This window comes from Candidatus Binatus sp., from assembly GCF_030646925.1.
In the GTDB taxonomy this organism is placed as follows: domain Bacteria; phylum Desulfobacterota; class Binatia; order Binatales; family Binataceae; genus Binatus.
Genome location: NZ_JAUSKL010000016.1, coordinates 1 through 12250 on the forward strand (window position 1 = coordinate 1; position 12250 = coordinate 12250).

The 12250-nt window shown below is 60.9% G+C and carries 12 protein-coding genes; 5 read left to right on the forward strand and 7 right to left on the reverse strand.

Going from position 1 to position 12250, the window contains the following annotated elements:
• Positions 1-44 precede the first annotated feature (44 nt).
• The 3 genes from Q7S58_RS01750 to Q7S58_RS01760 form a co-directional block, all read right to left on the reverse strand.
• Positions 45-1052, reverse strand: coding sequence for a DUF262 domain-containing protein (locus tag Q7S58_RS01750; RefSeq protein WP_304820169.1), 1008 nt, complete (start codon positions 1050-1052; stop codon positions 45-47).
• A gap of 147 nt (positions 1053-1199) precedes the next feature.
• Positions 1200-2180: a CPBP family intramembrane glutamic endopeptidase gene (locus Q7S58_RS01755; protein ID WP_304820171.1), complete on the reverse strand. Its 981-nt coding sequence runs from the start codon at positions 2178-2180 to the stop codon at positions 1200-1202.
• Between the two features lie 32 nt (positions 2181-2212).
• A complete protein-coding gene (locus Q7S58_RS01760; protein WP_304820173.1) occupies positions 2213-2959 on the reverse strand; it encodes an SDR family oxidoreductase in 747 nt (248 codons plus the stop codon).
• A gap of 142 nt (positions 2960-3101) precedes the next feature.
• Here Q7S58_RS01760 and Q7S58_RS01765 point away from each other — a divergent pair, with 142 nt between their 5' ends.
• Positions 3102-4457 carry a phosphomannomutase/phosphoglucomutase gene (locus Q7S58_RS01765; protein WP_370655436.1) on the forward strand — a complete coding sequence of 452 codons (1356 nt, stop codon included), beginning with the start codon at positions 3102-3104 and terminating at the stop codon, positions 4455-4457.
• 4 nt (positions 4458-4461) lie between these two features.
• Positions 4462-5523 carry a mannose-1-phosphate guanylyltransferase gene (locus tag Q7S58_RS01770; protein ID WP_304820177.1) on the forward strand — a complete coding sequence of 354 codons (1062 nt, stop codon included), beginning with the start codon at positions 4462-4464 and terminating at the stop codon, positions 5521-5523.
• Between the two features lie 26 nt (positions 5524-5549).
• Here Q7S58_RS01770 and Q7S58_RS01775 read toward each other — a convergent pair whose 3' ends face one another.
• Positions 5550-6020: a hypothetical protein gene (locus tag Q7S58_RS01775; protein ID WP_304820179.1), complete on the reverse strand. Its 471-nt coding sequence runs from the start codon at positions 6018-6020 to the stop codon at positions 5550-5552.
• Positions 6021-6143: 123 nt separating this feature from the next.
• Complete coding sequence (locus tag Q7S58_RS01780) at positions 6144-6650, reverse strand: hypothetical protein (protein ID WP_304820181.1); 507 nt, start codon at positions 6648-6650, stop codon at positions 6144-6146.
• A 141-nt stretch (positions 6651-6791) separates the two neighbouring features.
• Between Q7S58_RS01780 and Q7S58_RS01785 the strand changes: the two genes are divergently transcribed.
• From Q7S58_RS01785 to Q7S58_RS01795, 3 genes are all read left to right on the forward strand, one after another.
• On the forward strand, positions 6792-7274 hold the full coding sequence (locus Q7S58_RS01785) for an adenosine-specific kinase (RefSeq protein ID WP_304820183.1): 483 nt from the start codon (positions 6792-6794) through the stop codon (positions 7272-7274).
• A 142-nt stretch (positions 7275-7416) separates the two neighbouring features.
• Positions 7417-9867 carry a transglycosylase domain-containing protein gene (locus Q7S58_RS01790; protein WP_304820185.1) on the forward strand — a complete coding sequence of 817 codons (2451 nt, stop codon included), beginning with the start codon at positions 7417-7419 and terminating at the stop codon, positions 9865-9867.
• A 105-nt stretch (positions 9868-9972) separates the two neighbouring features.
• Positions 9973-11292: a kelch repeat-containing protein gene (locus tag Q7S58_RS01795; RefSeq protein ID WP_304820187.1), complete on the forward strand. Its 1320-nt coding sequence runs from the start codon at positions 9973-9975 to the stop codon at positions 11290-11292.
• A gap of 19 nt (positions 11293-11311) precedes the next feature.
• Here the strand turns inward: Q7S58_RS01795 and rcsF are convergent, their stop codons facing one another.
• Positions 11312-11719 carry an Rcs stress response system protein RcsF gene (gene rcsF, locus Q7S58_RS21955; RefSeq protein ID WP_370655434.1) on the reverse strand — a complete coding sequence of 136 codons (408 nt, stop codon included), beginning with the start codon at positions 11717-11719 and terminating at the stop codon, positions 11312-11314.
• Between the two features lie 17 nt (positions 11720-11736).
• Positions 11737-12072, reverse strand: a complete 336-nt coding sequence (locus tag Q7S58_RS01800; RefSeq protein WP_304820188.1) for a helix-turn-helix transcriptional regulator — start codon at positions 12070-12072, stop codon at positions 11737-11739.
• Positions 12073-12250 lie beyond the last annotated feature (178 nt).

A 12250-nucleotide genomic window follows, 5' to 3' on the forward strand; every position in this document is an offset into this window, starting at 1 on the left:
GGTCCGCCCCGCGCATCACCGCTACCTCCTCCTCCAACCACTTCCTACTCCACTATACACTGCCAAGCGGAAAACCCGTCGTTTTTCCGCAGCCTGCTAGGGCGTAAGAGCCTACCCTGCCTCTCAAATTGATGCCAAAAGCGATCTTCACCGCGATCGTCGGGCGACGGACTTCGACGCTCATCGAAATGTCGCCAGTACTTTTGATACAGCGAATCTATGTCAATTCCTTTGTAGGACGCGTCCAAAAACACCGTATTGCGAATCAAGTCCGACGGAAGAAGTGGTTGTCCTCGTGCGTTTAGAGTTTCAAAAATGACTTGCGGATCATCCTTTTCCTCGAGTTCTATCACAACAAATTGAAGACTCGTTTTGAGCGCATGAAGAATCGCATAGAGCCGATCACCTTGGCTAAGCTTTGTGCCCTGATACCTATCTGGACTACTGGTCTCGCTCGGACAATCTTCTTCGACAAATTGCTGAATGGCGTTAAAGAAGAATTTATAGGCTTCAGCCATCCTTGGCATCGCCGTCTTCCCACCAAGCGGGGTCTTTCCGAATCGAGCGAGCACTTCATCAAGCGATCCAGCTTCCAAGACGTTCATAAAAACGAGTCGATCAGCATTAGTAGGCCAGACTTTAAAACGCTCGTCGGACTTCGGGTCGCGGAGCGGATTTAAGGTAAGACGTTTCGCAGTTTCTGCGACATCTCTTTCCACATTCTGGGCGAAATCGCGCAAGGCTGCTAGAAATATTTGTAGCGTTGTCAGCCTTTGTTGACCGTCGATTATCTCCGAACGCGCCAATCCCCTACCAAAGACTTTAGCAACGTTGAGTACTATTGCTCCTAAAAAGTGACTTGTCGTTGATTGTCGATCATTTGAGAGGGTTTGGAGTGAATTGTTCGCTTGACGTTCGATGTCGCTCCAGAGCGGTTCCCATTCTCCCTCCTCAGTCCAGACGTAGGAGCGTTGAAACAAAGGAACGGTATATCGGCGTTCTTTTTCGAAAACTTCATGGATTGTTAACGTGGACGGTTGCATAGTCCACATAGTGACTTGGTTAGCGAGGCACTTCAATCGGAGTACGTGCCGTATCGAATGCGCAGGCAGGGTTTCTTCAAAACAGTGTTAACTTCAGCTTCACTGAACCGCGCTTGCTGTCTTTTTTGGCGGACACTAACTTACGAACTGGGATAGCTACTTCGCAAAAGGCCTTGATCTAGTCGGATCTTTGCCTTCATTACCGGGTTTGAGAGGCATTTCGCGTCCACCACTCCTTGGACTTACTTCTTCCGCGGCGGCATATACGCTTGGAGGCGTTCGCACTCCAGACAGTGGCTTCAATAACAGGAGGATGGCCGCGGCCATGAGCCATGCGGCGGCGCCACCGATCAGCGGAACTGCGCCGCCACCGGCGATCCACCACGGCATCGCAAATCTGCCGAGCACGATCTTCGGCCACAGTTTGGCGCCGAGCACGAAGCCAGCGTGCAGCCCGATCGAGAAATACACCGTGCCAGTGAGCAGGAATGCTTTGCCGAGTACGATACCGAGCAGGAAAAGTCCGACCAGCGCGGGAATCGCGACGGCAGGATTCGCGAACTGATCGAGGCTGTGGCCGAGCGTGACGAGACCGGCCATCGGCTCGTAACCAGTGACGAAGAAACGCGCCGGTGAGCGGACGAGATGCGCGAGCGCGTAAATTGCCGAGCTGACGAGCAGCGCGCCGCGCACGCCGAAATCGCTTTTCATTCCGGCCAGCAGGAATCCGCGGAAAAAAGTTTCTTCGATAGTCGCGATCACGATCGCCGAGAGGAAATACTTCGGCAAACGCGGGACGACGGGGCCGAAGGCGCGGAGCCCGCGTCCGCTGACGATCGCCGCGAGCGCAAACAGTATCGCGATCGCGCAGAGCGATACGGCGAGGCCTCGCATTGCGTTGCTCCAGTTGCTCGCGGGTGCGCTGAAGCCGGCGCGCAGCAAAGGCACAAACTTCAAATCGCGAACGGTCCACAGAATCGCGATCAGCAAGGTCGCCATCACGACTCGATCGAAGATGCGTGGAAATGGGAAGTTCCATCCCGCCGAATGAATTGCCGTCGCGACGATGGGAGCGGCGACGATCGCGGCGAGCAGGCCGGCGGCGACAGCGAGCGCAAATCTCGCGGTAAAGGACATCCGCGCGCGGCGCGCGATTTCGAGCCGCGTGCTTATCGCGAGCGCTCCGGATCGAACTGCGGCTCGAGCGCGATCTCGACCGGGCATGCGCGCATCGGCGAATTGACGATTTGCATCACCGCGTGCGCGACGTCGCCCGGCGCGAGCATCGTCGCGCGGTCGAGGCGCTTGTTCGGCGGAATCAGGCAGGTGTCGACCAATCCGGGCGAAATCGCGGCGAGCTTGATTCCACTCGCGCGCAAATCCTGGAATGAGGCGCGCGTAAATGCGATCAGGCCCGCTTTCGACGCTGCGTAAACCGCTTCTCCCGCAGGCGTTTTGTGGCCCGCAGAAGAACAAATGTTAATGATCGCGCCGTTGCCTTGCTTGGTCATCTGGAGCGCCGCGAGCCGCGCCAGCGCGATCGGCGCGCGCAGATTCACCGCGATGATTCGATCCAGATCTTCGGCGCGCATCCGCGTTATCGAAGCGCGCGGCGGCGCCCAGCCCGCGTTGTTCACGAGCAAGTCGAGGCGTCCGTAGCAATCGAGCACGGTGTGGATCACGGCGTCGGGCGCGTCGCCGCCGGCCAAATCGATCAGCACGATTAGCGATCGCTCGTGCGGGAGATCGGTCAGCGAGCGCGTCTCTTCAAGCTGCTCGCGGCTGCGAGCGACGAGGCATAGCGAGAAGCCCGACGCCGCCAGCTCGAGCGCGATCGCGCGGCCGATTCCGCGTCCGGCGCCGGTCACCAGTGCGACCGGTTTTTCCGACGGGGGTGACGCGGGGGTCTCGCTCATCTGCCACCTGCTTGCACTGAACTACTCGCTGCCACAGACTGCAATATTATCCGCGGAGCTTCAGGGTGGCCACTGGAGCCGCGCGGATCGTCGCTCACTGACATTAACTTCAACCGTAACCGCAAGCCCCAATGGATTGATGATGAATTCGCAGGTTTTTCGAGAGTACGACATTCGCGGCATCGTCGAGCAGGATTTCGACGACGCGTTTGTAACCGATCTGGGCCGCGGGTACGCGACCCTGTTGCATCGCGCGGGAGCGAAGACGATCACGCTTGGACGGGATTGCCGGCTATCATCGGACAGACTGCGAGGTCGCCTGCTCGAAGGACTGCTCGAGGCGGGCATCGACGTCGTGGACATCGGCGTGGCGCCGACGCCACTGCTTTATTTTTCAGTGCTGAGCTGGAAGATGGACGGCGGTGTGATGATCACCGGCAGCCACAACGCCGCCGAGTACAATGGATTCAAGCTCGGGGTCGGGCCGGCCACGATTTACGGCGCCGAGATTCAGAAGCTGCGCGAAATAATCGAGCGGCGCGACTTCGTGACGACCGGCAAACCGGGGAACGTAACCGAGCGGGCGGTGATTCCCGACTACAACGCGTTGATCCTGTCGCAGTTCAAGCTGAAGGCGGGACTCAAGGTGGTGGTGGACGGCGGCAACGGATGCGGCGGCGTGATCGCGGCGCCATTGATGAAGCAGCTTGGCCTCGACGTGATCGAGCTATACACCGAGATGGATGGCCGCTTCCCGAATCATCATCCCGATCCGACGGTCGAGGAGAACATGCGCGATTTGATCGCGGCGGTGAAAAAAAATCGCGCCGCAATCGGGATTGCTTACGACGGCGACGCCGATCGCGTTGGCGCAGTCGACGAAAACGGCAAGATCGTGTGGGGCGACGAATTGATGGTCGCGTTTTCGCGCGCGATCCTGAAAGAGCGGCCCGGCGCGACCATTATCGGCGACGTCAAATGCTCGAAGCGGATGTACGACGATATCGCGCGCCACGGCGGCCGGCCGATCATGTGGAAGACCGGCCATTCGCTGATCAAGAGCAAGCTCAAGGCGGAGAGCGCGGCGCTCGCGGGCGAGATGAGCGGGCACATGTTTTTCGCCGACCGCTACTACGGCTTCGACGACGCGATCTATGCGTCGTTTCGATTGCTGGAAATCTTGAGCCGCGAAGGGCGCGGACTGGCCACGATTCTAAGCGATCTTCCGCGGAGTTTTTTCACGCCAGAAATTCGCGTCGATTGCACCGACGATCGCAAATTCCAAATCGTGAGCGCCGCCGCCGAATATTTTCGCCAGCACTACGACGTCACCGATATCGACGGTGTGCGCGTAAATTTCGCCGACGGATGGGGCCTGGTGCGCGCCTCGAACACGCAGCCCGCGCTGGTGACGCGTTTCGAGGCGACCAGCGAAAAGCGCCTCGGCGAAATCCGCGAGCTGTTCGACGCCAAGCTCCGCGAGCTCGGCGCCAACTAGCGTGATGGCTCCAGGAGCCATCGGCGCGTCGGCGCTGATAATCGCCGGCGGACGCGGCACCCGCTTCTGGCCCGCCAGCCGCGAGGTCAGGCCAAAGCCGCTTTTTTCGATCGACGGCAAAACCAGCCTGCTCGCCAACACGATCTCGCGGCTGTCGATTGCGATTCCGCGCGAGCGAATTTTCGTGCTGGCCGCGGGCGTGCATCGCGTGCCGTTTCGGCGCGAGCTACGCGGGCTGATTCCCGCGCGCAACCTGATTCTAGAGCCGGTGGCGCGCGGCACTGCGGTCGCGATCGCGTACGGGGCGGCGATAATACAACGCCGGCACGGCGATGGGATTATCGCGGTGATGCCCGCCGATCACTACATCACGCCCGCCGACGGATTTCGCCGCACGCTGGGCGACGCAATCGGTCTCGCGGCGGCGCTCGATTCGATCGTGGTGCTTGGAATTACTCCGACGCGCGCCGAATCCGGTTATGGCTATCAGAAAATCGGCGCGAAAGTTGGGCGCGGATTCAAGGTCGAGCGATTCGTCGAGAAGCCGGCGCCCGCGCTGGCGCGGCGGATGGTGCGATCGGGCAAGTATTTGTGGAACGCCGGGATGTTCGTGATGTCCACGCAGGTGCTGGCGCGCGAACTGTCGGAGCATTGTCCCGCGCTGGCGACCGCCGCCGAGAAATTTCGCACGATGAAAGTGAGCGAGATCGAGCGCTTCTATCCGACGCTCGTATTCAATTCGTTTGATTTCGAGTTGATCGAGAAGAGCCGCAATATCCTCGGCGTGCGCGCGCGATTCGCCTGGCACGATGTCGGCTCGTGGGACGGACTCTGGTCGGCGGTGAAAGACAAGAGCGGCAACGTGCTCCGCGGCAACGTGATGCCGATGGATTCGGAGCGGGTGCTGGCGCATTCGGACACGCGGCTGCTGGCGCTGTTTGGCGTGAGCGATCTGGTCGTGGTCGATACTGGCGACGCGATCCTGATCGCGCATCGCGATCGCTCGCAGGATATCGGACGTATCGTCAAGGAACTGCAGCGCCGCGGCCTGAAGCAATATCTGTAGCTCGGCACTGCGCGCGAAGTCGGCGCTTAGTCCAAGGCTTGTGGATCGCACTTCAGCGCGAGCTTGCGGAGCGCGCTTTCGTGCTCGTCATCTTCGTTAGAAATGCGGCGGATGACTTCCGCGATCGCCTCGTCGATCGATTCCCATTTGACCGCGGCGAGCCGCAGTTCCGCCGCGAGCGATCCGAGCACTTCGAGATCGCCGCCGAGACGCGCCCAGTTGCTCGATCCGTCGTGGAGCGGCGCCTCGGGCAATTTCGCCCACACATTATTGTCGGAAAGAATCGAGTTCAGCGTCTTGAAGTGCGCAGCCTCGCTCTCCGCGAGCGCCGCGACGCCCTGGCGCAGGTTCGAGAACTTGCACATCTCGGCGTGGCGCCGCAGCCGCTCGGCGAGACCGTGATTATGGCCGGTCAACACCGCCAGTTCCTCGAGCAAACTCGTTCGGCTAAGCGCCGAGGAGCGTAACTTCTGAAAGAATCCCATACCAGTCGCCATTTCTCCCACCGCTGTTTTTCAGGACGGGGCATAGAGAGCGCCGCACAGCCGAAACCGCATCGCTACAATAGCTATCGGGCAATACCTATCGGGCAATAGCTATCGGGATCGACGGCGGCGATGTCAAGCCGGTGCGGAATCGAACAGCGCGCGCACCAGCGAGGATTCGCGCTTGAAGAAGCCGCTGTTGTGGAATGAGTTATCGAGCCGCAGCAGCGCGTAATCGAGATGATGCCCGACTTCGTGCATCAGCGTGCGCACGAAGGTGCGCGGCTTCACGACGTCGTGGCGCTGCGCGGTGCGCATCCATAGTTCGATATACGGCGGCTGGCGGCGGCGCGGATCGAACAGATGATAGAGCCCGTGCAGTTCGCTGCGGGAATTGCGCGGGCGGACGCCTTTCGCCTGGACGCGAACTAGCGGCGCGCCGAGCAGACGGCACACCTCGGAGGCAAGCGCCTGCGCGCAAGCGGTGGTGGTAGCGAGATTGTCAGATTCCAGCGCGCGAAGGAGAGCGTCGAGCGCGATGCGTGCATTGGGACTCACGACAAAGTCGAAGCGCTCGATCGAATCGCCTCTGAGATAGGTCCGCTGCGCGCGTTGCGACAGCCGGTAAAAATACGCCGGCATCGAAGTCGTTCGAGAATTTGTGCGAAGGGTTAGCTGAGTTGCCACCGCACCTCCTCCATCGGCCGGAGTAAGATTTCACTCACTTCCGGCGCCGCATCCTGTTGCATATCATCCACGGTCGAACGCGAAGAGGCAATAAATATGGAACTGAAAGCCGTTGAGATTTCGATGCCGCAAGACGCGAACGTGATCGTCGGGCAGGCGCACTTTATCAAGACCGTCGAGGACGTGTACGAGGCGATGGTGCAGGCGGTGCCAGGGATCAAGTTCGGCGTGGCGTTCTGCGAGGCGTCGGGACCGTGTCTGATTCGGCATACGGGCACCGACGAAGTACTCGAGCGGGCGGCAGTCGATGCGGCATCGGCAATCGGCGCGGGGCACGTATTCGTCGTGATGCTCGGCAATGCATTCCCGGTCAACGTGCTCAATCAAATCAAATCGGTCACCGAAGTATGCACGGTGTTTTGCGCGACGGCGAATCCGCTCCGCGTAATCGTCGTAGAGGAGGGAGATGGCCGCGGCGTCGTCGGGGTGATCGATGGCAGCTCGCCTAAGGGAATCGAGGATGACGCCGCGCGGGCCGATCGTCACGCGATGCTCCGCCGCTTCGGTTACAAGCAGTAGGTTCCGAAGGGGCCGTCGAAGCGGGGCGTTTGGACCGTGTCAGACGCGGGCGGTACGCTTGATTAGGTGAGCGGGTGATTTGCGGCGATCCAACTGTTGCTATCATGTGTGGCGGCAGCGATCAGAGTTGAGGCGATGAGAGATGGGTGGCGGACGACCAGCGGCTGCGAAGAAAAAGCCGGTAACGAAAAAAGAGTGGCGGATTCGCGGATGGCGGGTACGGAACCTCGCGGCGGGCGCGGGCGTGCTTGTGCTCTTCGCGACCGGATTTTACCTCGCACAGGTCTATGCCGACATCTCGGCGATGATCGAGCAGCGGCGGGCGGCGCTGTCGTCGGCAATTTTCTCGGCGCCGCACGTGATTCGGGCGGGCGATGATATCAATCACAGCCTGCTGCTCGATCGGCTGACGTCGCTCAGCTACACGGCGGCCGCGGCGGCGCAGACGCCCGGGGAGTACGCGAGCTCACCGTCGGCAATCGCGATCTTTCTCCGAGGATTTCACCAAGGTGCGAGGCAGTATCCGGCCGAGTGGGTGCTGGTGCGCCTCAAGGGCACGCAGATCACGGCGGTAAACGATCAGGCGGGCGCATCGACGCGCGACGCGATGCTCGAGCCGGAGGCGATCGGGCGGCTCTTCCCCGGCACGCCGGCCGAGCGCGTCGAAATCCAGCTCGCGAATCAGAAGCCGTACCTCGTGAACGGATTGCTCGCGACCGAGGACCAGTATTTTTACTATCATCCGGGAATCAATCCGATCCGGATTATCGAAGCGGCGTTCGTCGATTTGCGGGCGCATCGCCTGGCCTCTGGCGCGAGCACGCTGACGCAGCAACTGGCGCGTACTTTCATGGAGCGCCGCGAACGCAGCTTCAAGCGTAAGTTCCGCGAGCTCGCGGTCGCGATCGTGCTCGAGATTCGCCTCAAGAAAGCGCAAATCCTCGAACGCTATATCAACGACGTCGCGATGGGATCGTACGAAGGCACGCCGATTCAGGGGATGCCGCAGGCGGCGCGGTATTTCTTCAACAAGGACTTGGGCCAGGTGACGCCGGCTGAAGCGGCGACGCTGATCGGGATGGTGCAGGCGCCGACGATGTACGATCCGCGGCGGCATCCGGAGGCCTGCACGCGGCGGCGCAACGTGGTGCTGGGGGTGATGAAGAGCGCCGGCGTGATCGATGACGCGACCTATGCGTCGGCGATCGCGACGCCACTCAAGATCAGCAAGCCGCCGGGGCTGCGGCGCGCGCCGTATTTCACCGACTACGTTATTTCGCAGGTGAACAAGATTCCCGGCTTCGACGGCAACCTCGCGGGGCTGAAGGTTTTCACCACGCTCGACACTGAAATACAGGCCGACACCGTCGATGCGATCACGACCAATATCGAGGCGCTCGAGAAAAATCACAGCAAGCTCCGGCGGACGGCGAACGCCGCCAAGCTGCAGACGTCGGCGGTGGTGCTGGATGCGGGATCGGGCGCGATTCGCGCGCTGATCGGCGGGCGCGACTACTCGCAGAGCCAGTTCAATCGCGCGGCGACGGCGCTGCGCCAGCCCGGGTCGGCATTCAAGCCGATCGTCTATCTCGCTGCCCTCGACCCGGAGCGCGCGCCGTTCTCGCCGCCGCTCACACTCGCCTCGATGCTGCCCGACGAGCCGATGAGCTTCAACGGATGGACGCCGGCGAACTATGAGCGCACCTACGAGCCGCAGGTGACGGTGGTGAAAGCGCTGTTCGAGTCGCTCAACGTGCCGACCGCGTACGTCGGGAGCCGGCTCGGGCCCGGCCTTATCGTGAAGACAGCGCATGAGCTTGGAATCCGGCAGGAGCTTCAGGCGGTATTGCCGATTTCGATCGGCGCCGACGAGACCACGCTGCTGGAACTGACGTCGGCCTACCAGGTGTTCGCCAGCGGAGGATCGCAATCGCCGCCGTATGCGATCGAATCGGTGATCGACGCGAAGGATCACGAAATTTATCATCACGAGGATGCGGACAATCGCGTGATCAATCCGGCGGTCGCGTATCTGATCACCGGCGCCTTGAAAGCGGTGATGAAATACGGGACCGGCGCGAGCGCGGGACGGCTCGGGCTCGATTTTCCCGCCGCCGGGAAGACCGGCACCACGCAGGATTACAAGGATGCGTACTTCGTCGGCTACACGCCGGAGATCGTGTGCGGCGTGTGGGTCGGCTTCGACGCGCCGCAGAGCCTGGGGTTGACGGGCGCGCAGGCGGCGTTGCCGGCGTGGGTGCAAATCATGCACGATTCGGCGCCGGCCGATCCGCAGGATTTCCCCGAGCCGTCGGGAATCGTGATGGCGAGTATCGATCCGGAATCGGGCGGGCTGGCGACGCCGTCGTGTCCGAAGCCGGTCGCGCTGCCGTTTCTGATCGGCACCGCGCCGACCGAGTACTGCCCGATCCACGGCGGTGGCATCTTCACGAGCGGCGTGGCGCCGAATCCTATCTGGGGCGGATCGAATCCCGCGGCACCGTTTGCGCAGCCGGCCGCGGCGGCAAATCGCGCTGCATCGGATGTATTCAGCAAGGTGGGAGGCTTTTTCGGATCACTTTTCCATCGCTAGCCCAAGGTATAAGATTGAACGTTCGATACTGCAGAGCCGGCAATATTGAGCAAATATTTGAACACAAGATCGCGGTGGGCGGCGGCCGCAATTGCGGCGATCGCGATGCTCAGCCTCGTTGCGGCGATCGGATGCATCAATGAAGGCGTCGCGCCGTCGGGCGATTCCACGACTGCGTCGATTCCGCTTGATGAGATCGCTCCGCCGCGAAGCGCGAATGCCGCGAAGCCGGCGCCGGGCGACGTGTTGATCGCGGGCGGCGCGGGCGCATCGCTCCGAACTCTCGCCAAAACGGAATTCTTCGATCAGGCGGCGCAGAAATTCGTCGTGACCGGCAGCGCGATCTCGAATCGCGCGGGCGGCGCGGCGATCGCGATTGCATCGAGCAAGGTGCTGCTGGCCGGCGGCTTCAGCGGGGGCGCATCGATCAATCACTTCACGCTGAGCCTGGAAGGCAACGTGGTGAGTGCGGCGGAGATTTTCGACGAGGCGACGGGATCGTCCAGCGCAGTTTCCGAGATGACGGTGCCGCGGATGGGCTTCACCGCGACGCTGCTCGCCAGTGGCAAGGTGCTGATCGCGGGCGGGCTCGATAACAACGGCAGCGTGCTCGCAAGCGCGGAACTTTACGATCCGGCGACGGGGAAATTCACGCCGACGAGCAACACGATGAGCGACCATCGCGTGTTTCACGGCGCGACTTTGCTGCCTGGCGGCAAGGTGCTGATCACCGGCGGCGCGACCAATCTTTTCGGCGATACTACGAATTCAGCGGACGTTTACGATCCTGCCGCGAATACATTCACGCCGACCGGCACGGCGATGGACCATCAGCGCGCGGCGCATACCAGCACGATACTCAAGGCCGGGCCGCTGGCGGGCAAGGTGATGATCGCGGGCGGCGGAGGTGGTTCGAGCTTTTTCCTGAAGGATAGCTCGGCTGAAATTTACGATCCGGCGTCGGGACAATTTGGGCTGCTGACGAGCTTTCTGAACGAAGCGCGCTCGATGCATACGGCGACGGTGCTTGATGACGGCTCGGTGCTGCTTGCGGGCGGGTTCAACGGCTCGGTCGCAATCGCGGGCGGCGCGCTTTCGGGCGCGTCGGGTGTGATCAGCAACTCGGCGGAAATTTTCGATCCCAATTCGATGGAGTTCAACTGCGTCGTCGGCTTCAACACCGATACGCTGCGATGCAATCAATCGATGACATCGGCGCGCGCGGGACAAACGGCGACGCTGTTTACGACCGGCAAGTTGCGGAAGCAGGTGCTGATCGCGGGCGGTATCGGCGGAAATCAGCCGCAAGCGAAGGGGACGCCGCTCAGCAGCGCAGAGATTTTCAATCCCGCCAGTTCGAGCTTCACCGCAACATCTCCGATGACAACCTCCCGCGCCCTGCACACGGCAAGCGAACTGCGTTAGCGTGATTTGAGGAATGGCCTCAATAAGTAGGCGGCATGTCCAGATAGATCATCGTCGCGCGACAGGTTAGCGAAGACCAACAATTCTTGGAGAGTTCGGTTCCGTAAGACTCGCACCCCCAAAGCAGCAAGCCATTCGCGTGTCGCGTAAATGCTTTGAATCGCAACTGTGAGATCGCGTCTCCTTCCGTCGGAGATGGATCCCACAGCTGGTTTTTGCACGAAATCGCCTCTGTCTCACCAAGAGTGGTGTAGTTTACACCCGTAAGGTCGGCGGGTTTGTAGATGCGTACTTCGCTTTCAAGTGCTTGCGCTGACGTCTTATCGACATGCACCTGAGCGACAAAGGGACCGTAACATCCGAAAAGGTTGCATAGGCACGCCAGACTGAATCTCACGAGAGATGTTCTGCAACGTCGCGTAACCATTTCGCATGGCCTGAAAGCTACGCGACTTTGGGTTTCCGGTTGACGTTGACGAAGCGCAGTTCGACCCGCTTGTTCAACGCATTGGCGATGCGTTCGAGCATCGCAAGTGAGTGGCCGTGGTAATCGGCGTCTTCGAGTCGCGAAATCACGGAAGTGGTGGTACCGACCAGTTTGGCGAGTTGTTGTTGGGTGAGGCCCGCGCGCTTGCGAAGCGCACAAAGCTTTCGCGCAATCGTGTCGTTGGCCTCGGCTTCCGCAAGTGCGGCCATCCGCTGAGGGTGCCCTTCATAGTGACGCCGATGAATGATCTCGATCGCGTCAGTCGTCGGTGTGCGCTTTTTGGTGGCTTTCATAGAGAGCTATTCCGGCATCGGGTAAGAGGTAGCTAAGCGACCGACAGGAGTGCAATGGCGGGCGCGCAGATACCTCGACTTCGGTGGACTCCCCTCAAGATGACGGATTGGCGGTCTAAACGAGCAGCGTGAGCGGATCTGTCATCCTGACCGAAGCGAGTTAACGCGAGCACAGGGA